Raw genomic sequence first — 21324 nt, forward strand, 5'->3', positions numbered from 1 at the left:
GATGCAGAAATTAAAAAAAACAATTTCAACGTTTATGGCCCTTGTATTACTACTTCTTTCATTCCCTGAATTTTATTCGGGGAGTGCAAAGGTAGAGGCGACAGGTGACCCAAATATCATCAATTTTATGGATATCCGTCTTGAAGGATTTAATAAAACAACTCCTTGGGAGCCAGCTATGGGGAATATAGGATCTTTAAGTTTGAATATGCCTGCTATGACCCTAACCAATATTACTTTTGATCTAACAACAAGAATACTGCGCTACGATTATGTACCTGATGCGCCTGTAGTTTTAACATCAGGGGATATTAATTGGTACTATGATACGCAGCGTACTAGATTTCTTAATATTTACAGTTATATGTACAGGACAGATGGAAGTGGTAATACTGATTATGCTACTGATGCCTCATGGAGAATTGAAGAAATGCCACCTGTGAAAAGTTCGGATAGTCTTCAGTTTAACCTTGATAGAAATACAACCGCTTTTTATGAAAGTTATGCTTATCCAGCGAAGTATGGCATTCCAAAAGCCCTTAAAGTCGCACTAAGAGCAAGTGATGCGCAACACCAACCTAACGAATGGATGAATGGTTGGCATAACAACGTATATTATGATTGGGATAACATACCTCTAGTAATAAATTCAGCACCTACGCTCACAGTGACTACACCAAGCGAGCAGCAGCTACTGAATGAGCCAGGATTCAGTGGTATGAATATCGAAGGATATGTTCGAGATGTGGACAATAATGATCTAGTCGTTAGTGCTGAAATTCCTAATGTGTTCTATAAACAAGTCAATGTCCAACAGGCACTGAATAATAAATGGTTTTCCATCCCAATAGATGTTTTGGCAGACGGAATTCCTCCCGGACGCCACAATATCATTATCAAGGTTGTGGATCCCTATAATTATAAGGATGAGAAATCGTTGGTCGTTACTGTATCCTATAGGCTTAGGAATAAATCCTTTATATTGATTAACACTCCTATAGACTTATCAACCACATACAAGGACTATGAAGGAGATTCTAAATATCAAGAACGCTATAGATACGATCATACCCCGTATTTCTTCGATAATTCGATGGGTATCATTTCGGATAGTGGGTTATGGCGTTCAGAAAGGTATACCTCCTTTCCATATAGCGGACTGTATAACGCAACCTTTCAAGCACGAGATAATCCTAAAAACGATGACCGATTCGATGACTATCGTTTATGGAGCCGAGATAATTTATCTTCAATGACCTATCATGTTCATCGGAAGCCAATTGCATTGTTTGCTGCCAAACTGGCGTGGGGATCTCTTCAGCTAACAGATAGTTCCTACGATTTGGACCACATCACGGCTGTTAATAAGGGACTTATAGCTTGGCAATGGCAGTATAAAAAAACTGATTCTGAAATATGGACAGATGGTCAACCGCCAGCTCAATTACTGAGTTCTGGACAATATGACATACGTCTTAGAGTACGAGATGTCGATGGCGAAAATGGGTTAGGGGTCTGGAGCGACTGGTGTGTAAGGACGGTGGGAGCTGCAGGTAATCTACCTCCCGTAGCGTTATTTACTGTTGATCCTAATATTGTTTCCTATCGTAAAACTACTACCATAACAGACAAATCGTTTGATCCGGATAATGATCCATTAGATGTGTATTACTGGACGGTTATCAAAGACGGTTGGAACAAAGTTTGGGAGCATTGGGGTGGAGCTACAACGCCACCTAATATCGCAGCTTTTGGGATCGGTAATTATCAAATTAGTTTACAAGTGCATGACAACCGAGGTTTATGGTCAGATTGGTATCGCCAAAATGTCCAAGTGATTAATCACCCACCCGCAGCAGCATTTAACATGCCAGCTGAAGTATATCGAGACACTGTAATTACAGTGGATAATCTAACACCAGATCCTGATGAAGATGGAGATTCGCTTGCTTATTTATGGTACGCCAAACTCAGCAATAGTCCTTATTATTATGCTGGCAGTAACCGCAACCAATCTTTGACGATACGAGATCTTATTGCTGGAAACGGAATTTCACCGCAGCAGGCTATATCAGAAGGATGGGAAATGCGCCTTAAGGCAACAGACGTACCTAATCCCTCAAGTATTGGAGCTTTAAGTTCCAATGCAACACGCGTATTTACTGTTAAAAATCATGTTCCAACAGCTGCTATTAAGGGTCCATCGGCAGTATTCCAATATGATACCCGACAATATACATCTTTTGATGAGGATGGAGATCCCTCCGACGTCGCTAGTCTGCAATACTTCTGGAAAGTAACAGATAGTGATGGCATTACGCAATGGTTTCGAACTCCTAGTATTGATGTTAATTTTCCTGAGTCCGGTATCTATACATTAGAACACTGGGTTATCGATCAGATCGGTGATAAGTCTAATATAGCTACGTTGAAGGTGAGTGTTACTAAAAATCTAGCGCCCTCAATGACATTGATAACCCCGGCGGGAACCGTAACCAATCCATCCGTTATAGATGCCGAAATACAAGGAGATCCATTAATTAAATGGAATTATACAGACCCAGAGAGTGATCCGCAGGAGAAGTACCGTTTAGAATTTTTTTCAAAAGACGGACTCTTAGTTAAGACAGTTGAAAACCTTGACACCACAGGTCAGCTTCGGCAGTATCAGCTCACTAACCATACATTTAATCGATTTGAATACTTCACCGTATATGGGCGGGCTTATTCCAAATTAACCTGGTCAGAAATATCTAACGAAAAAACGTTTATCATCGACAATCCGCCGCAGCCCGGATTCACACTTATCACGGATACAGGCAGAGATGCTGCCAAAGAGCCGATTTATCGCACGGATCTTCTAAATATCAAGAGCAAAGCGACGGATCCAGACCTTCCAAAAGGAGATACGATCAGCCATAAGTATGATTTGAAATCATCTAACGGGACGGAAGAATTGGCTAGTACTCAAGCTGAATTTACGAAGAAATTCACCTCAAATGGCGTCTTTACCTTGAAACAAACCGTTACGGATTCTCTAGGACTGTATCGAGAGCTATCTCTGAGTATCACTGTAGCCAACCGCAAACCGACCGTAACGATAACGTACCCAACAAGTACTGACTCAAGTAAGCCTATGATCGCAAGTACGCTTACACCAATCATCAAGTGGGATTATCAAGATGAGGATGGAGATGAACAAAAGCGGTATAAGGTACAAATTATCAACTTGGCGACAGGGATGGTTAAAGTTCAATCTGGCGAACAAAATTCAAGTGCCAAACAGTGGCAAGTGCCAACTGGAATATTGGTTGAGAACGAAAAATATGCCGTGGAAGTGGAAGCTTTTGATGGTTATAACTGGAGTGATATCTCAGCGCGTAAATATTTTATGGTTAATCTACTGAGTATTAAAGGTGGGGTCCAGCACACAGAGGAATGGAATAACAACCGTAAAGGCTACAATTTGAACAAGAGCGGTAATGAGGAGAGTCCAAGAGGCTACAATGTGTTTTGGGCAGGTGAGCGATTTATATTGCAAGGGATAGCAACCGGTCTACCTGATACTGTTGAGGTAACGATGACGGGAGGTTATTCTACGCAACTAAATCCAACGAACAGTGACAAAACCTTGTGGATAGGCGAATTATATGATCCAGCATTTGTGAAACTTCCCGATGGTCCAGTGAAATTTACCTTCACAGCTAAGAATGAGTACAATACCAAAATTGATACAGTTACTGTTGTGATCGCTGGCGATTGGTCCGAATATTTTCGGAACCATCGTGTGAAGTAATGATACATCTACGACTTTATCCTTTTTCCATCTAAAAAGGGCTACGCGGAAATACGAGCCGCATAGCCCTTTTTTACGAGCAACAACTTATATAACTCCTTCAGTCCGTTCTTCATTCATTCTCATCATTCTTGTCGCAACGGAAGGGGTATGTAAAGGTATATTCGTCGAACGTGCAGAGGCTCTTTGAGCTCTACGCACATAATAGGATAACTTTCCGCTGAATATTTTATGGGAACAGAGTGAAAGAGCGAAATCCTCCGGGGTAACAAAGCATGAAGGCTTATTCACAGGCTGAACTGCGGTATTTTCAAATAAGGAAGCAACAAAATGAGAGCAGAAATAAGCGTTCTCTCGATCTATTTTAACATTTAGAAGTACGCCGATCAGGCCTAAAAGATGGTATTTATAACGTTCCTGATTTTTCATCATCCCTTGGACATGATTGTACATGGCATCGTATTCCGCTGCACTGACACGTAACTGATAAATAGAGCAATTTGCGCTGCTATAGAAAGGGTGAATGAAATTTTCTTGAATCAGACCCGCGACGAATGGATTGTGCATTTTTTTTCTTCCGAAGCTGTACACCTCACGTAGTTCACTATCAAAGGCGATCGAAGCATGGTTCAGATCAGCTTTTGTAAACCACTTAATGAAACCACTGAAGGCTGTACCTGTACCGGTAAGCACAATATAAACATCCTTTTTCGAAGTCATGTTCAGAATTCCTTTCCACTTGGAGATATTGGATAATGAATGAAAATTTTACTTGAGTAACTCCATCTTACTTTATATTCGAGCATTGTAAAACAAACTTTAGTCGCAATAGAAAACTAGACCATAGGCTAAGTAAAAACCCGTCTCATGACATAGTTACTTTTGCGTATATAAATGCGTAGATATTGCAAAACATAAGCTGTCAAACAAAGAGTTTTTAAAAACAATTGGAATTGCTTCCACACTAGTGATACAATAAGAGTCAAAATGACATTCTTGAGATTTCAGAGGAGGAACTATTAAATGAGTGAACAAGAACAAGCGATCCAGAAGGAAGAAAACTCAACAGTAGATAACCTGTCTATCACAACAATTCGTACTTTGGCTATTGATGCTATCGAAAAAGCGAATTCCGGCCATCCAGGTATGCCAATGGGTTCTGCACCAATGGGCTACCAACTGTTTGCAAAAACAATGAATCATAACCCTGATCATCCAACATGGGTAAACCGCGATCGTTTTGTATTGTCCGCTGGACATGGTTCCATGCTTCTGTACAGCTTGCTGCACCTTAGCGGCTATGATCTTCCTATGGAAGAATTGAAACAATTCCGTCAATGGGGTAGCTTGACTCCTGGTCACCCGGAAGTTGGTCACACAGCTGGTGTTGATGCAACTACAGGTCCGCTTGGACAAGGTATTGGTATGGCCGTTGGTATGGCTATGGCCGAAGCTCAATTGGGCGCAACCTACAACAAAGAAGGACATAACGTAGTTGACCACTATACTTATGCTATTTGTGGTGATGGTGACCTTATGGAAGGGATCTCTTCTGAGTCCGCTTCTCTTGCTGGTCATTTGAAACTCGGAAAATTGGTTGTATTGTATGATTCAAATGATATTTCCCTTGATGGTAAATTGAATCTTTCTTTCTCCGAAAATGTAGCTCAACGTTTTGATGCTTATGGTTGGCAAGTTCTGCGCGTAGAAGACGGAAATGACCTTCCGGCTATTGAAAAAGCTATTGCTGAGGCGCAAGCTGAGACTAGCAAACCGACTTTGATCGAAGTGAAAACAGTTATTGGTTATGGTAGCCCTAACAAACAAGGTAAAGGCGGCCATGGCGGTACTCACGGTTCCCCACTTGGAGCAGAAGAAGCTAAGCTGACCAAAGATTTCTACAAATGGGTATACGAAGAAGATTTCTATGTGCCTGATGAAGTTCGTGTACATTTTGCAGAAGTGAAGAAAAACGGAATCGCAGCTAACAAAGCTTGGGACGACAAATTTGCGGCTTACAAAAAAGCATATCCAGAGCTGGCTGCACAATTCGAAACAGTAATCAATGGTGATCTTCCAGAAGGCTGGGATGCTAACCTTCCAACTTACACTACTGAAGATAAAGCAGTATCGACTCGTGTCGCTTCCGGTAGTGCGCTTAACGGTCTGACTGCTGGCGTTCCTCAGCTAGTGGGCGGTTCCGCCGACTTGGAAAGCTCCACTATGACGCATTTGAATGGTTTGACATCTTTCACACCAGAATCTTATGATGGCCGCAACATTTATTTCGGCGTACGTGAGTTTGGTATGGCTGCTGCAATGAACGGTATTGCTCTGCACACTGGTCTTAAAGTATTCGGAGGAACATTCTTCGTATTCACAGACTACCTGCGTCCAGCAATTCGTTTGGCATCGATCATGAAATTGCCAGTAACCTATGTACTGACACATGACAGTATTGCAGTTGGTGAAGATGGTCCTACGCATGAACCAATCGAACAATTGGCTTCCCTGCGTATCATCCCAGGTCTGACTGTTATTCGTCCGGCTGATGCTAACGAAACTTCTGCAGCATGGGCTTATGCTATGGAAAACAAAGAGAATCCGGTTGCTTTGGTTCTGACTCGTCAAAACTTGCCAATTCTTGCTGGAACCGTAGATGGCGTTCGTGAAAACATCAAACGTGGTGGTTATGTTGTCTCTGATTCCAAAAATGGCACTCCACAAGCACAGCTTATCGCAACTGGTTCTGAAGTACAGTTGGCAGTTAAAGCGCAAGCTGCTTTGGCAGAAGAAGGCATCGATGTTCGTGTAATCAGCTTGCCAAGCTGGGATCTGTTCGAAAAACAAGACAAAGAATATCGTGATTCCGTAATTCTTCCAGGAGTCAAAGCCCGTCTTGCTATCGAAATGGCACAAACCTTCGGATGGGAACGTTACACTGGTGACCAAGGCGATATCCTAGGCATCACTACTTTCGGAGCTTCCGCACCTGGCGATAGAGTTATGAAAGAATACGGCTTTACTGTAGAGAACGTAGTAAGCCGTGTGAAAGCACTTCTGTAATTAACTGAATAATCATTAGGGGGAGAACAAGTAATGAGTCAGTTTAACAACGCAACGATCGAAAAAGCAGCCAATGTATATTATGGCGGACAAGTAACCAGCCGTACGGTAATTTTGCAAGATGGATCTAAAGTAACATTGGGCATCATGCTGCCGGGTGTGTATGAATTTGGTACAGATGGTCCTGAAATTATGGAGATTCTGTCCGGCGATCTTAAAGTGCTGCTTCCCGGCACTGAGGTATGGCAGGAGATTAAGGGAGCGTCAACGTTCAATGTTCCTGGCAACTCTAAATTTGCGTTGGAAGTATTTGAAGTAACTGATTATTGCTGTTCTTACCCGGTTCTATAGAAAACAGACTTTTCTAAGGGCTGTCCTATAAGTAGCTTTTTTCTATGAGTGAGACGACCCGGATTCAATTTAAAAATCGTAAAAGTCAGCAAGGCAGCGGTTCTCCCGTTATTGGAGGATGGCTGCTTTTTGTTGTGGCTGGTGATTGCTTGATGTTCAATTATGTATTCATTATGCTCCTTTTGCAGCTTAAGGAAGTAGATGACATTAGGGCTGGGTCGGATCATCAGCAAATTAGCACTGAGTCATAACCATCCCCACCGCGTACGGACCCAGAGGACGCTATTAGCAAATTTATAGCCTTTTGAGCAAGTTTTCGGACTCCAGTGCAACTATTTCATAGAAATAGGCTCATAATTGGCGCTTTTTATGCCAATAGCGACTATGGAGTCCGATAGCATGCCAAATGTGGGATTATACTGCGAATAAGGTCAGCTGAGTCCGAAGGTGCTGTGTCATCACCAACTTGGCACCTGGTTAGCGCCAACCCACCGCGTACGGACCCAGATGGCGTTAGCGCTGGAGCAACACCAATTTAGTACCGGATCACCACCAATCCTACCGCTGTAGCACCTGGTCACCACCAATCCTACTGCTGTAGCACCCGGTCACCACTAATCCTACCGCGTACGGACCCAGATGACGCTATTAGCAAATTTATAGCCTTTTGAGCAGGTTTTCGGACACCAGTGCAGCTATTTCATAGAAACAGGCTCATAATTGGCGCTTTTTATGCCAATAGCGACTATGGAGTCCGATAGCATACCAAATGTGAGATTATGCTACAAATAAGGTCAGCTGAGTCCGATGGCGCTGTGTCATCACCAACTTGGGCACCCGGTTAGCGCCAACCCACTGCGTACGGACCCAGATGGCGTTAACACTAGATCAACACCAATGTAGTACCGGGTCACCACCAATCCTACCGCTTAAGGACCCAGATGACGCTATTAGCAAATTTATAGTCTTTTGAGCAGGTTTTCGGACACCAGTGCAACTATTCCATGGAAATAGCCTCATAATTGGCGCTTTTTATGCCAATAGCGACTATGGAGTCCGATAGCATGCGAAATGTGAGATTATACTGCGAATAAGGTCAGCTGAGTCCGATAGAGATAGCTGTGTACCGCAGAGGTTACTTAGTTAAAGGAGCTTGAGGTTTGGAGCGAGGGAGAGGTTCTAGAAAATACGGGATATACCGTAGTCATCAAGCAATCAACTTGGTACCAATTTGCTACTAAACAGCAGCTCACCCAGTGACTCCTCCAGTAACTAAACAGCAACTAAACAGCAGCTCACCCAGTGACTATCCAACAATTTCTCCAGTATCTATCCAACAATTCAGCGCTCCTTCAGTAACTTTTCTGAAATTATCTAACAACTCATCCAGTAACTTCTCCAGCACTTACCCAACAATTCAGCACTCCCTCAGTAACTTTTAAGCGACTATTTAGCAACTCATCAGTAACTCCACCAGAACTATCCACCGTTTCATCACTAATACAGTAACTTTTGCGACAAACTAGTACTTCGCGACCTTCTTAGTAACTATCCCACCAACACCACCACAACGTTCTGAGTAACTCCACAGCAACCAATATTTTCTTGCACTACAACTGTTAATTTGGTATTATAATTATACGAACAAACGTTCGTATAATTGGTTCGACAATGGGATTGTCCATAAAGAAAAGACCGCATCGCAATATCATGTGCGAGGCGGTCGTAAATGTTCTTATGAAGTAGGTTTTGAGCTCTTGGATTTATTTATTGGATACATTTGCACCCATCTTTTGGCCGATCCACTCTTCGTAACATTTCACTACGGCAGAGAGATCTTCTTCACCATAACCTTGGGTGAATCCAGCTTGGAACATGCTTTTAGCCAAGCCCAGCATAGGAGAAGGAACGCCTGTTGAATCGCTATGGGCAGAGGCAAGCTTCAAATCCTTAAGCATTAGAGCGAGAGAGAATTGATTGCTGAAATCATCTTCTATGATTTTACGGCCTTTAAGCTCAGCTTGTTTGCTGCCCGCAGAACCAAGTTGTACTAGTTCCAGGAACTTGTCTGCTGGTACGCCTGATTTAACGGCAATGGCGAACCCTTCGGCTAGGGCAACATTATGAATACCTACCATAGCATTGTGAGCCAGCTTGGCCACAGCGCCGCTGCCGTTCTCACCCATATGTAGCAGCTTCTTACCCAAAGTATCAAAGATATCACGATGTTGTTCTATGACCTCAGCACTACCGCCGACCATGAACACTAAGGTTCCTTCAATCGCTGCTGGTTTGCTTCCAGTTACTGGCGCGTCTAGGAAATGTCCACCGCGCGCTTCTACAGCAGCGGCAATTTCACGAACTAGTCCTGGTGAAATTGTGCTGGAATCAATAATTAGTCCACCAGGCTTCACAGCATCAAGTATACCATTTTGACCATAAAACACTTCACGAACCGAATCATCATTGCTGATCATGGTAATAATAACATCCTTACCCTCAGCCGCTTCGCGGGGCGTGAGAGCAGTCTGGGCACCTTCTGCTTCAAGAGGTTTACACTTGGCTGCCGTACGGTTGTATACCGTAACCTGAAAGCCGCCACGTAGTAAATTGGAGGCCATAGGCGCACCCATTGTTCCGAGTCCGATAAAACCGATTTGTTTCATTTATATAGCCACCTTCCGTTTTCTTTATTCTATCACGGCACTTTGTCCAGCACCACAGCACACCTATGTCTTTTGATACAGGAAACGCTTCCAAGGAACTTTGGAAAACTTGGTTCTAATGCCCTCTATGTGCCCTAAGACCTTGCCAGTCAAGGCAAATTAAAGTATCCTAATTATAAAGTTGTAACAAACGGTTTTAAATTTAAAGAGATAAAACAGGAGGTTACCAATACCGATGTCTAAGAAGATTAATTTTGACTACACAAAAGCTCTTTCGTTTTTTAACCAACAAGAAATCGACAACCTTGCCGCCCCAGTTAAGCTAGCACACGAACAGTTGCATAACAAAACTGGTGTAGGCTCTGACTACCTTGGATGGATCGATCTGCCGACAGCTTACGATAAGGAAGAATTCGCTCGCATTCAACAAGCTGCTAAGAAGATCCAAAGCGATTCCGAGGTACTGATTGTAATTGGTATCGGAGGTTCTTATCTGGGAGCACGCGCAGCTATTGAGGCGCTATCGCATTCTTTCTACAATAACCTTTCTAAAGATAAACGCAAAACTCCAGAAGTTTATTTCGCTGGTAATAACATTAGCTCTACATACATCACGCATCTGCTTGATCTAGTAGAAGGTAAAGACTTCTCCGTGAACGTAATCTCCAAATCTGGAACTACTACTGAGCCAGCGATTGCTTTCCGCATTTTCCGCGCTGCTCTGGAGAAGAAATACGGCAAGGAAGAAGCTCGTAAACGCATTTACGCTACTACAGACAAGGAAAAAGGTGCCCTTAAGAAATTGGCAACTGAAGAAGGTTATGAATCCTTCATCATTCCAGATGATGTAGGCGGACGTTACTCCGTATTGACACCTGTAGGCTTGCTGCCGATTGCTGTAGCTGGCATTAACATTGAAGAAATGATGCAAGGTGCTGCTGCCGCTGCGGATGAGTTCAACAATCCAGATGTAGCTACTAACCAAGCTTATCAATATGCTGCAGTTCGTAACGCTCTATACCGTAAAGGTAAAACAACTGAAATCCTCGTCAACTATGAACCTTCCTTACACTTTGTATCTGAGTGGTGGAAACAATTGTTTGGCGAAAGTGAAGGTAAGGACTTCAAAGGAATTTATCCTTCTTCCGTTGATTTCTCCACAGATCTACACTCCATGGGTCAATTTATCCAAGAAGGTAACCGCAACATTTTTGAAACGGTTATCCAAGTAGATCAAGTAGCTCATCATGTTACGATTGAGAATGATCCGGATGATCTGGACGGCTTGAACTTCTTAACAGGAAAGACTATGGATTTCGTGAATAAGAAAGCTTTCCAAGGTACAATGCTTGCACATACAGATGGTCAAGTACCTAACCTTATCGTTACTATTCCTGATCAAACACCATACACCTTTGGATATTTGGTGTACTTCTTTGAAAAAGCCTGCGGTATCAGCGGATACTTGCTCGGTGTTAACCCATTTGACCAACCAGGCGTAGAAGCATACAAGAAAAACATGTTCGCATTGCTTGGCAAACCAGGTTACGAAAAAGAAAAAGCAGAGCTGGAAGCAAGACTTACTGAATAGTATTGCAGTAGGTTTTACAATGGCTATTAATCACAGAACATTCATACTAATGTAAGTCACCAGGAGCAGTCCATAGGTAATCCAATACCGGGACTGCTCCTGACATTATATGAAGACATCATATGTAAATAAGGACTGGAATAATTATGTTAGAACAATATCAAACGGTCCGCTCTTCCGGCTCAAAGGAAGTTGTGATCCGTAAATCCCGTTTCATTGGTCATGTTATGCCAGTGGAGAATGAAGAAGAAGCTTTGTTGTTTATCGAGGACATCAAGAAGAAACATTGGAACGCAACGCATAACTGTTCTGCTTATGTGATTGGGGAGAGAGACGAAATCCAGAGGCAATCGGACGACGGGGAGCCGAGTGGGACAGCCGGCAAACCGATTTTGGAAGTAATCCGCAATCAGGGAGTTAAAAATGTCGCAATCGTAGTTACCCGTTATTTCGGAGGCATTATGCTGGGTGCCGGTGGGCTGATTAGAGCTTATACGGATGGAGCAGTGCTTGCGCTTGAAGCAGGAGAAGTAATCACCCGTGTACTGAGACGAGAGGTATTCGTAGAGATCGAGTACACTTGGCTGGGCAAGGTTGAGAACGAACTTCGAGGAAGAGGGATTCAGACTGGCGAGACTTTGTTCACCGACAAAGTAACGTTGTTATGTTTGCCGCGAAATGATGAGGGTGAGACTTTTATGGCATGGATAACAGATCTAACCCAAGGGCAAGCCCTGATAACAGAAGGGCGGCGGATTTACTACAGCGAAGGGGATTAGTATATGGCAAGGAGAGCAGTGGAGCAGGAGTTGTCGAGGGAAAGGATTCTAGAGGCCGCTAGGCATCTGTTTATAACCAAAGGGTATCGGGCAATTTCAATGCGAAGTATTGGTCAGCATTTGGGATATAGCCACGGCTCTCTCTATTATCATTTCAAGGAAAAGGCGGAGTTGTTCTACGCTATTGTTGTAGAGGATTTTAATCATGTGGCTGCTTTACTCAGTCAAGTGATGAATAAACCGCCTGAAGAAGGAATGACAAGGGTAGAACAGCTGATTATGGAATTTATTAGATTTGGAATAGATCATCCCTACCAATATGAAATTATGTTCATGATTCGCGATGAGGAATTGCTAGCTTATTGTAGAGCAGAACAGGGACGATGTTTTGATTTATTCTCCAGTATTGTGCGCCGTCATATGAAGGAAGAGGGATATGTGTCTGAGGACTGGCAGAATGTGCCGTTAACAATGTTCTTGTCTGCACACGGATTTATTTCTTATTATATCCAGGACAAAGTATCGTTTGACGATGTGAAAGAGGCAGCGTTAGCTCATATAAAGGTTTTATGTCGCAGCCTTTAACATGCTGTTTTTTTTATAGATCTTCACTTTAAAGCTGTGCATTGGTATAACACTGCTTCTCTGCTTGATGAAAGTATTACTAGACTCTAGTTATTGTCTAAATGGCCGCTCCGCAGCGATAACGGAAGCGGCCATTTGTATGTTTATTATCCCTCTACTATTTTTAAGAAACATTGCCGGCGTCTAGGTCCATCGAACTCACAGAAATAAATACCTTGCCAACGACCGAGAATTAATTCACCTTCGTGGATGATCAGGGTCTGGGAAGGCCCGGTAGTAATAGATTTAAGATGAGAGGCAGAATTGCCTTCCGCATGCCGATACTTCGGATGCTCCCAAGGGTAGACCTCATCCAAACGCATCAGAACATCATGCTTCACATCAGGATCCGCATTTTCATTAATAGCAATACCAGCAGTGGTATGAGGACAATAAACTACAATCAATCCGTATTGAACTCCACTTTTTTTTACATAAGAAATGACTTCCCGAGTAATATCACGTAATTCATCCCGCTTTGTAGTAGTGATCTCCAGAGTATGCAACATAATCAATCCCCTTCCTGTGAGGTGCCATTTTTTAGTGTACCTTTGATACATATATTTTAACCCAAATTCACTTGAAAGTAATTGACGGCGGTGAGAAGGATTTGGTAAAGTAGTAATAATATAAAACCAAGTATATAAATAGGAATAATTAATGAGGATTTTGGTTAGTATACCGACCGGTTATCCGGAGGTGGGAGGGCAAAAATCATTGAATTCGCTACTTAGACACAAAGGCTGGACTTGGGGTTTCCGAACTACAATTTTGCTCTATTTTGTAGTATTGATCGTGTTGCCCATACTCGGGGTCTATTACAACTCTTTTTCTCTTGGTTTTGGCAATTTTGTGGAAAGCGTCAGCGATCCAATTGCTTGGAAGTCGGTGCTGCTAACCTTAAAGCTGGCGATTTTCGCTACTTTAATTAATGTTTTGTTAGGAACTATGATTGCTTGGGTCCTTATTCGTTATCAATTTGCTGGTAAAGCGCTGCTCAACAGTCTAGTCGATTTACCTTTTGCACTGCCAACAGCTGTCGGAGGTTTGATGATTCTACTGCTGCTTGGACCAGGTAGTCTTATCGGCAAAGCAGCTGAGGCACTTGGATTTGAAATTGTTTTTCATCAACCGGCTATCGTAATTGCTATGGTGTTCGTGACGTTTCCATTCGTGATTCGAGCGGTTCAGCCCTTGCTGGAGGAATTGGACCCATCCGAAGAGGAAGCAGCATATACAATGGGTGCCAAGGGGGCAAGGGTATTCTGGCAAGTTATTCTTCCATCAATGGCGCCTGGGATGATCAGTGGTGGGATGCTCGCATTTTCAAGGGCGCTTGCGGAATTTGGTGCAGTGGTACTCGTCGCAGGTAATATTCCGGGCCGTACGCTTGTATCTTCTGTTTTTATTTTTGGTGAAGTTGAAAGTGATAATCCAGTCTCCGCCGCTGCGGTTTCTGTTATTCTCTTGACCTTATCCTTTCTTATTCTTTGGCTGATTAATATGCTGCAGATGCGGGGGAGACGCTCATGAGGAAATTATGGATTGCTCTTACTTATTTAGTGTTTTTTCTGCTCATTGCTGCTCCATTAGGAAAAATGGCTATCGGTGCTTTTAGTGAAGGATTAGGTGGTTTCTGGAATGCTCTGACTAGGCCTGAAGCGCTGCATGCGCTCATGATGACTGGGCTTGTTGTGATAGTAGTTACGTTATTAAATACATTGTTCGGTATTATGATGGCTCTGTATCTTGTTCGGGCGAACTGGATCGGCAAGCGTCTAAAAGGATTATTGAACAGTATTGTGGATTTGCCTTACGCGGTATCCCCTGTAATCGGAGGATTGATGATTGTCCTGTTGCTGGGTCCCGATAGTACCTTGGGAGCGATTTTTGAGGGGATTGGACTAAAGATCGTTTATGCGATTCCCGGGATGATCATTGCCACTTTATTTGTTACCTTTCCTTTAATGGTGCGTGAGGTTATGCCGGTGCTTCAGGAGATTGGTTCACAGCAGGAGGAAGCGGCTTCGACATTGGGCGCTCGTAGCTGGACTATTTTTTGGAAGGTAACTTGGCCTTCGATTCGTTGGGCGGTTGTGTATGGTGTCATTCTTACGGTGGCACGTTCACTTGGAGAGTTCGGCGCGGTACTTGTGGTTTCGGGGAACATTATGAACAAAACTCAGACGGCGACAACTTTAGTCTATCAGGATGTTGAGAATTTTAATGTGACGGCTGCTGGAGGAATAGCGCTAGTTCTGGCTGCATTTTCCGCAGGTCTGCTGCTGTTGATGGAATGGACCAAGAGAAGAAAGGAAGTGCAGTAATATGCATGTAGAAGTGCGGGGGTTAAACAAGCATTTTGGAGATTTTCATGCGGTCAAGGACGTCAATTTCACCATTACAAAAGGTCACCTGATTGGATTGCTCGGCCCAAGTGGAGGCGGGAAAACCTCAATTCTACGTATGCTGGCGGGACTGGAGTCACCGGATACCGGAGAGATTATTTTTCATGGTCAGACGGTGAACAATCTTCCTCCTCAAGAACGTGGGATCGGCTTCGTTTTCCAGAACTATGCACTCTTCAAACATATGACTGTATTTGATAATATCGCTTTTGGCTTAAAGGTTAAAAAGGCTAACAAAACAGCTATCCGCGATCGTGTTATGGAACTTGTAGAGCTTACAGGGTTAAAAGGGTTCGAGAAACGTTATCCGCATCAGCTATCAGGGGGACAACGTCAGCGTGTGGCTTTTGCACGTGCGCTTGCGCCTGAACCACAGCTGCTGCTTTTAGATGAACCTTTTGCTGCTATTGATGCGAAGATCCGCCAGGAGCTGCGCGCTTGGCTGCGTGAACTGATTGAGCGTGTAGGTATCACCTCTATTTTTGTAACCCATGACCAAGATGAAGCGATTGAAGTAGCGGATGAAATTATGATCATTAATCAAGGACGTTTGGAACAAAAGGGTACCCCGTGGGATATTTACAAGGAACCCAAAACACCGTTCGTGGCAACATTTATCGGCGAATCTACGCTGATTGAGAACGCTTCTGAGGTTAAGGGCTTTACAGGTGCGGGGGACGGCAAGCCTACCAAAGCGCTGATTCGTCCTGAATATATTGAAGTGGGTAACCTGCATGAGTTCAAGATGGCTTCTGCCACGGAAAAAGGTGTTGTGAAACATCTGCATTTCCGCGGCAGCGAATGGCTCGTTGAGGTTGAAGTAAATGGTCACAAGCTGGTCACCTACCGTTCGTTGGAGAAAGAAACCTTGCAGCCGGGTCAGGAAATCTCAGTACTGGTACATCGGGCTTATCTGTTTAATGATGAGCGCAGCTGGATCCAGGAGAACAACCTGAAAGAAGATCCAATGCCGATTTTTATTTAAAAATAAATAAAATTATTTTCAATTTCTTTTGATAGTAGCGAATGTGATTCGCTAGGATTAGAGGAACTGATGTGAAGGCCAGAAGTAATGAAGTGGAAGTTTGGAACTGTAGGAGCGGAGCGACCGCCTTTGTTTCCGGATTTAATCCGCTGAGGATATAAAATTAATAAATCTGGGAACAACAGCGGCCGAAAGTCCAAACATTCCGCGTAATTACGGCAAATACCGAACGTTGGATACTTGAATTTTAAGTTTCAGCCATAGAGCTACTTTCAAGGAAATATTAAAAATCATTACCTCGAAGGATGTGGGCCGCAATGAATATCAAAAGGAGCAGACAACTGCACGGATGTTTTGCTGCCCTAATGCTGGCCATACTCACGCTGACAGTAGTCGGTTGCGGGAATGAGAAGGCAGCTACGACGATGGCAGAGCCTTCGAAGCAAGGGGATGTTACGCTGGTAATTGGCGCATACAGTGTGGCTAAGGATGCGATGCAGGATATTTTGCCGTTATTTGCTGCCAAGTGGAAGGCGGATACGGGTCAGGATATTAATTTTCAGGAGTCTTATGAGGCTTCAGGGACACAGGCGCGAGCGATTGTAGGTGGATTTGAAGCGGATGTGACGCTGCTAGCTATGGAAGGTGATGTCGAGAAGCTAGTTAAGGCTGGACTCGTAGCGCCAACATGGAAAGAGCAGGGTGAAGAAGGCATGGTAACACGTTCAGTAGTAGCTCTTGGTACCCGCGAAGGGAATCCCAAAGGCATTCGCGATTTTGCGGACTTAGCCAAGCCGGGGATTAAAGTGTTATATCCAAACCCGAAGACCTCTGGTGGTGCGCAATGGGATATCAACGCGATCTATGGGGCTGGTCTGAAGCTGTCAGAGGAGCAGGAGGGGGCAAAGGATCCAGCAGCAGCCAAAGCTTTTTTAGAAAGCATCCATGCCAATGTAGAGTCTCTGGATAAGAGTGGCCGCGCTTCTATGGCAGCCTTCGAGTATGGAGTGGGGGATGTAATTGTCACCTATGAGAATGAACTGCTGGCTCGGATTGCTCAGGGAGTCAAATACGAAGTCATTATTCCTAAAAATACAATTCTGATTGAGAATCCGGCGGCTGTTGTAGAGAAATATGCGGATGAGCATGGGACACGCATAGCATCAGAAGCACTGGTTGATTTTTTGATAACCCCACAGGCACAAGAGATCTTTGCAAAATATGGCTTTCGTCCCGTGGATAAACAAGTCTATGCTGAGCACAAAAGCGATTACCCTGATCCGGCGGGCCTCTTTGATATTAACTATTTAGGAGGCTGGGATGAGGTGCGAAGCTCACTTTATTCCAAGCGTGGAATTTGGTATCAGGTACTTGCCGGAATATAAGGTAGAGGTATAACAAAAGAGTCATCTCAGCAGTTCATCTGTGGTGGGGATGGCTTTTTTTGGTGGGTCTCTTTAAGATAGAGAGAGGGTAATTTAGATTTATTACTTCGTTGAAGAGAACCTGAAGGAGAGATAGCAGATGGATACGTTGGTGTTTTTGGGTACAGGGGATGCCATGGGGGTTCCTCGGGTATATTGCAGTTGTGAGACCTGTACAGAGGCAAGGGAACAGGGTAAAAATATTCGCCTGCGCTCTTCTGTACTTATAGATAATGGCAGTGACTTTTTAGTGATCGATTGTGGGCCTGACTGGCGGCGTCAGATGGAGGCGCAGGGAGTACGGAATATGCGCAGACTGCTGGTGACACACGCTCATTTTGATCATATTGGTGGGCTGCCGGAATGGGCGGATTCTTGCCGCTGGATGGGATATAAGGGCCAGCTCTATGCCCCAGCAGAAGTGATCCCGATAATAGAGCGGCAATATCCATGGCTGCGCAATCAGATCGAGATGATTCCTTGTGATGAAGGCATAGAGCTAGACGGCTGGACAATTGATACCTGGAAAGTGAACCATGGCAAGAATGGATACTCGTATGCTTTTCGTCTGGAGAAGGAGGGCTATGTATGGGTGTATTGTCCAGATTCCATTTCTCTTGGAGCTGAAGAGACACGCCTGATGCATGGAGCTGACTTGCTGGTATTAGGTACAAGCTTCTATTACGAAGCAGCGGAGTTATCGACTCGTTCTGTATACGATATGACGGAAGCAGCGGAGCTGCTGCAAACTGTGAAGCCTCAAAAGGCAATCTATACCCATATGTCGCATGATGTGGATATGAGAAAATCATATATTTTACCGGAAAATGTTACGCTGGCCGAGACGGGGATGAGAATACCCTTAGGATCTTCGGAGATCAGCTGAAATTTAGATAAAAAGAAAACTCCCTTTCGCTGGAAGGGAGTTTTCTTGATCCTATTTAACCTGTTATATTCCGCCTTGTTGAATCCGTTTAATGAACTCTTCAAGCTAATAAATGGAGTGGTCCGCTTTAGTTGAGATATTCACTAAATCAAAAAGGGACATCATTCGGGCAACTTCAGCCTGTTGATGTTCCTTTTGTGATTTCTATTGCATTCAGTATTCAGATCCCGATATATACTATATAATCAAAAAGCATATCGTATTATTTTTACATATTTAGAATAATTATCATCTCCAAAGGAGGAGTACGAAGTGGCTGACTCCAAGGATCCAATCCTGCTTGATTTTCCCGAGAGTTTTGAAACAGAGAGGCTGCTCATTCGTGCCCCTTTATGGGGAGATGGAGTTAGCATGAATGAGGCTATCCGTGAAAGTATAGATGAATTGAGACCTTGGATGGCTTTTGCTCAAGTAATACCCACATTAGAAGAATCAGAGAAAGTTACTAGAGAAGGCAGACTGGAGTTTCTAAAAAGGGATAAGCTACATATGCGTATTTTTAGAAGGGATACGGAGGGTTTTATCGGCTGCATTAGCCTGCATCATCTAAACTGGGAACTCCGCAATTTTGAGATTGGTTATTGGATCCGGAGCGCCTGTGCAGGCAAAGGATATATGACAGAGGCCGTAAATGGAATCACCAATTTTGCCATACGGGAATTAGGGGCGAATCGTCTCGAAATCTTTTGTAGTGCACGAAATACCAAAAGTGCCGCGGTAGCCGAACGTGCGGGTTTTACCCTGGAGGGGATCCTGCGCAGTACGAGTCTTGGTCATGATGGGGAATGGCATGACAGTAAGGTGTTCGCTAAGGTTAGAGGTATAGAATTTTAAGTGAGAGGGCTGGTTCTTTGAAGCAGAAAGGCGTATTTTCAAGATTAAGTACATATATGTTAAGGCACAAGCTCTTATATACGATTTTATTATTTACGACTTTATTTGGAATTGTTCTGGATTTAACGATTGCTTGGCTGCTCTCAGTAATTACGGATGCTGCGGTTAGACTCGATGTGAAAGCTTTTAAAGGGCTGGTTATTTTCGGATTAATCTACTTATTAGTGAGTGCAATTAATGGTTTCATCGATCGATATCTTAAAAATAAAATCGCAGCTAAGATCAGAAATGAGCTGCGGTTGGATATGATGCGGCATGCCTTAGCTCTTCCTCAGTCTTATTTTGACCGTAATCATTCCGGGGATTTATTGTCCCGCTTTACTAATGATAATCAATCTGTTGGTAATGCTACAGGCGAGGTAATGATTGATCTAATCCGTAACCCTTTACTAGCCCTCGCGGCATTTGGTTATTTGCTCTATATTAACTGGCTACTGGCATTGATCTGTTTTGCAATGGGGCCTTTGATGTTCCTTACGGGAAAAATCTTTGGTTCAGCGATGCGTGAGAACAGTGTGAAGATTCAGACTAATATGAGCAAGATTACTTCCTTTTTACATGACATTCTAGGCAGTAGTATGGTGTTTAAATCCTTTAGCATTGAACGCAGACTAATGAAGCAGTATCAGGAGCATAGTGAGAATATTACTTCTGAAGAATTGAAGCGGGGAAGAATTGAGGGAGCTACTGGCTCATTCTCCTCTTTTTTGGGAAACTTTACGTTTCTTCTGGCGCTGGTCGTGGCTGGTTATTTTGTGGCAAAAGGATCACTTGAGGTCGGTGCGATGATTGCTTTCATCCAGCTCATGAATTATTTAGTGATGCCGTTCTCGTCATTGCCGGGACTGATCAATTCGATGCAGCAATCACTTGGGGCGGCGGGACGGATCTTTGAGGTGTTGGATAGCCCGGTGGAGGTTGAGACCCTTCCAGAAGTGGAGACTAAGCAACCAGAATTTGAGAGTATGGTTATGTCGTCGATCTCTTTCTCGTATCCGGGAGCAGAGAGACAAAGTATAAACAAGATTAGCTTAGAGCTTCAAAAAGGAACACAGATGGCGGTTGTGGGACCGAGTGGTGGAGGTAAATCTACGCTTTTCAAACTATTGCTGGGATTGTATGAACCCGATGAAGGCGAAGTAATAATCAATGGGCAGCGGATCAACGAGATGAGTCTGGCTTACCTTAGAAGTTATTTTTCCTATGTGCCGCAAGAGGCAGGTCTTTATACAGGAAGCATTCGTGATAATATCCGGAATGGAAATCCAGAGGCGGATGAGCAAGAAATTCTGGAAGCTTTGCGAAAAGCGAATGCCTATGATTTTGTAATGGAATTGCCTGAGGGACTGGATACTGATATTGGTGAGGAAGGCTCACGACTGTCCGGGGGACAACGTCAGCGGCTTTCCATTGCAAGAGCAATTCTGAGAAACGCTCCTATTCTACTGTTGGATGAAGCTACTGCTGCACTTGACAATGAATCAGAAAAACTGGTACAGCAGGCCATTCGTAAACTAATGGGAGACAAAACTACACTCGTTATCGCGCACCGTTTATCTACGATTCAGAACGCTGATATCATTCTCGTGATGGAGAATGGTGAAATTGTGGAGAGTGGAACGCATGATGTACTGCTTGCTGCTGAAGGAAGATATAATGATTTGTACTATTCTCAGCTAGAGCAGGAAGAAGAGAGTGGAATGGGAACCGAGAAAGTGGAATTAGCTTCTACAGGAGTTTGAGTTTTGGAATAAAAAAGGGTGCAGCAACGTCATGAAATATGGCGTTGCTGCA

General features: G+C 43.6%; 17 protein-coding genes. 14 read left to right on the forward strand and 3 right to left on the reverse strand.

All coding sequences use genetic code 11. The features are described 5' to 3' along the window. Position 1 precedes the first annotated feature (1 nt). Positions 2-3796 carry a hypothetical protein gene (locus MHI32_RS06140; RefSeq protein WP_340012032.1) on the forward strand — a complete coding sequence of 1265 codons (3795 nt, stop codon included), beginning with the start codon at positions 2-4 and terminating at the stop codon, positions 3794-3796. A gap of 87 nt (positions 3797-3883) precedes the next feature. Here the strand turns inward: MHI32_RS06140 and MHI32_RS06145 are convergent, their stop codons facing one another. Further along, the gene (locus MHI32_RS06145) at positions 3884-4516 is read right to left on the reverse strand and encodes a hypothetical protein (protein ID WP_076206555.1); all 633 of its coding nucleotides are present in this window, start codon (positions 4514-4516) and stop codon (positions 3884-3886) included. Between the two features lie 303 nt (positions 4517-4819). Here MHI32_RS06145 and tkt point away from each other — a divergent pair, with 303 nt between their 5' ends. Genes tkt through MHI32_RS06160 form a run of 3 tightly spaced genes read left to right on the forward strand, consistent with a single transcriptional unit; the run spans position 4820 to position 7464 of the window. After that, entirely contained in the window at positions 4820-6862 is a 2043-nt protein-coding gene (tkt, locus tag MHI32_RS06150) for a transketolase (protein ID WP_340012033.1), read from the forward strand. A 33-nt stretch (positions 6863-6895) separates the two neighbouring features. Next, positions 6896-7213 carry a pyrimidine/purine nucleoside phosphorylase gene (locus MHI32_RS06155; RefSeq protein WP_036681729.1) on the forward strand — a complete coding sequence of 106 codons (318 nt, stop codon included), beginning with the start codon at positions 6896-6898 and terminating at the stop codon, positions 7211-7213. A gap of 44 nt (positions 7214-7257) precedes the next feature. Further along, on the forward strand, positions 7258-7464 hold the full coding sequence (locus MHI32_RS06160) for a hypothetical protein (protein WP_340012034.1): 207 nt from the start codon (positions 7258-7260) through the stop codon (positions 7462-7464). A 1512-nt stretch (positions 7465-8976) separates the two neighbouring features. Here the strand turns inward: MHI32_RS06160 and MHI32_RS06165 are convergent. Further along, positions 8977-9879: an NAD(P)-dependent oxidoreductase gene (locus MHI32_RS06165; RefSeq protein WP_340012035.1), complete on the reverse strand. Its 903-nt coding sequence runs from the start codon at positions 9877-9879 to the stop codon at positions 8977-8979. 235 nt (positions 9880-10114) lie between these two features. Between MHI32_RS06165 and MHI32_RS06170 the strand changes: the two genes are divergently transcribed. From MHI32_RS06170 to MHI32_RS06180, 3 genes are all read left to right on the forward strand, one after another. After that, positions 10115-11470, forward strand: a complete 1356-nt coding sequence (locus MHI32_RS06170; RefSeq protein ID WP_036681734.1) for a glucose-6-phosphate isomerase — start codon at positions 10115-10117, stop codon at positions 11468-11470. Positions 11471-11616: 146 nt separating this feature from the next. Continuing rightward, positions 11617-12249 (forward strand): YigZ family protein, encoded by a 633-nt coding sequence (locus MHI32_RS06175; protein WP_076128170.1) that lies wholly within the window; start codon positions 11617-11619, stop codon positions 12247-12249. Between the two features lie 3 nt (positions 12250-12252). Next, complete coding sequence (locus tag MHI32_RS06180) at positions 12253-12834, forward strand: TetR/AcrR family transcriptional regulator (protein WP_036681739.1); 582 nt, start codon at positions 12253-12255, stop codon at positions 12832-12834. 146 nt (positions 12835-12980) lie between these two features. Here MHI32_RS06180 and MHI32_RS06185 read toward each other — a convergent pair whose 3' ends face one another. Then, on the reverse strand, positions 12981-13382 hold the full coding sequence (locus tag MHI32_RS06185) for a secondary thiamine-phosphate synthase enzyme YjbQ (RefSeq protein WP_340012036.1): 402 nt from the start codon (positions 13380-13382) through the stop codon (positions 12981-12983). 208 nt (positions 13383-13590) lie between these two features. Between MHI32_RS06185 and cysT the strand changes: the two genes are divergently transcribed. The 7 genes from cysT to MHI32_RS06220 all read left to right on the forward strand — a co-directional run bounded on the left by cysT (position 13591) and on the right by MHI32_RS06220 (position 21272). Further along, entirely contained in the window at positions 13591-14406 is an 816-nt protein-coding gene (gene cysT / locus MHI32_RS06190; protein ID WP_076128166.1) for a sulfate ABC transporter permease subunit CysT, read from the forward strand. Further along, entirely contained in the window at positions 14403-15200 is a 798-nt protein-coding gene (locus tag MHI32_RS06195; RefSeq protein ID WP_340012037.1) for a sulfate ABC transporter permease subunit, read from the forward strand. Before cysT ends, MHI32_RS06195 begins: the two co-directional genes overlap by 4 nt. A gap of 1 nt (position 15201) precedes the next feature. Then, positions 15202-16266, forward strand: a complete 1065-nt coding sequence (cysA, locus tag MHI32_RS06200) for a sulfate ABC transporter ATP-binding protein (protein WP_076104838.1) — start codon at positions 15202-15204, stop codon at positions 16264-16266. Between the two features lie 317 nt (positions 16267-16583). Beyond that, positions 16584-17651, forward strand: coding sequence for a sulfate ABC transporter substrate-binding protein (locus MHI32_RS06205; protein WP_340012038.1), 1068 nt, complete (start codon positions 16584-16586; stop codon positions 17649-17651). 139 nt (positions 17652-17790) lie between these two features. Then, the gene (locus MHI32_RS06210; protein WP_076185771.1) at positions 17791-18576 is read left to right on the forward strand and encodes an MBL fold metallo-hydrolase; all 786 of its coding nucleotides are present in this window, start codon (positions 17791-17793) and stop codon (positions 18574-18576) included. Between the two features lie 312 nt (positions 18577-18888). Then, entirely contained in the window at positions 18889-19470 is a 582-nt protein-coding gene (locus MHI32_RS06215) for a GNAT family N-acetyltransferase (RefSeq protein ID WP_340012039.1), read from the forward strand. 17 nt (positions 19471-19487) lie between these two features. Beyond that, the gene (locus MHI32_RS06220; RefSeq protein ID WP_340012040.1) at positions 19488-21272 is read left to right on the forward strand and encodes an ABC transporter ATP-binding protein; all 1785 of its coding nucleotides are present in this window, start codon (positions 19488-19490) and stop codon (positions 21270-21272) included. The last annotated feature ends 52 nt before the right edge of the window (positions 21273-21324 follow it).

This window comes from Paenibacillus sp. FSL H7-0690, from assembly GCF_037980415.1.
Lineage (GTDB): Bacteria > Bacillota > Bacilli > Paenibacillales > Paenibacillaceae > Paenibacillus_AQ > Paenibacillus_AQ odorifer.